Here is a 1,048-nt window from a genome sequence, read left to right as displayed (position 1 = left end):
CGCTTGTTAACGAAGAATAATAAGTAAACACAACATATTGGGAATAGTATGAATCCTGTCGTTATATCAGTGTGCGTCATGCTCGTGTTAGCATTGATGCGTGTAAACGTGGTGGTCGCCCTCACGTTTAGTGCCATTGTTGGTGGCCTTGTTGCGGGAATGAGCTTAGGCGATACCGTAGCGGCCTTCGAAAGTGGCTTAGGTGGCGGTGCAACGATTGCACTTAGCTACGCTATGCTTGGCACATTCGCCGTTGCCATTTCTAAATCTGGTATCACTGACCTGCTCGCAAAAAGCGTGATTAAACGCCTAAACGGCAAAGAAAGTGCGGCATCGACTACTGGCCTTAAATACGCTGTATTAGTGGCGTTAGTGCTCGTAACCATGTCTTCTCAGAACGTAATTCCTGTTCATATCGCCTTTATTCCAATTTTGATTCCACCTCTTTTGGGCGTATTTGCGAAGCTTAAACTGGATCGTCGCTTAATTGCGTGTGTGCTGACTTTTGGTCTGATTACACCTTACATGGTGCTTCCTGTTGGTTTTGGCGGGATCTTCTTAAACAACATCTTGCTGAAGAACCTGCATGACAACGGTTTAGAGAACGTTGTCGCAAGCCAAGTACCAACCGCAATGTTGCTTCCTGGCGCGGGTATGATTTTTGGTTTGCTACTGGCCATTTTTGTTAGCTACCGAAAACCTCGTGAGTACAAAGAAACAGAACTGACGGTGGTTCACGAAACCGACCACAGCATTAACAAACAGCACATCCTAGTGGCTGCACTTGGTATTATTGCCGCGCTTGGTGTTCAGCTTTACACCGGCTCAATGATCATCGGTGCTCTTGCTGGTTTTATGGTGTTCACGTTTGGTGGCGTTATCGCTTGGAAGGAAACCCACGACGTATTCACCAAAGGCGTTCACATGATGGCGATGATCGGCTTTATCATGATCGCAGCTGCGGGTTTTGCAGCGGTAATGAAGCAAACAGGTGGCGTAGAAACCCTAGTTCAGTCACTGTCTACAAGTATTGGTGACAACAAACCGC

1 protein-coding gene is annotated in these 1,048 nt (G+C 46.9%); it reads left to right on the top strand.

What is annotated here, in order from left to right:
• Nucleotides 1-48: 48 nt before the first annotated feature.
• Nucleotides 49-1,048 (top strand): Na+/H+ antiporter NhaC family protein (locus R7E47_RS25290; protein ID WP_318085560.1); only part of this gene is annotated, 1,000 nt, incomplete at its 3' end.

The organism is Vibrio sp. Vb1026, assembly GCF_033338745.1.
Lineage (GTDB): Bacteria > Pseudomonadota > Gammaproteobacteria > Enterobacterales > Vibrionaceae > Vibrio > Vibrio alginolyticus.
This window is presented reverse-complemented; position numbering and strand designations above follow the sequence as displayed.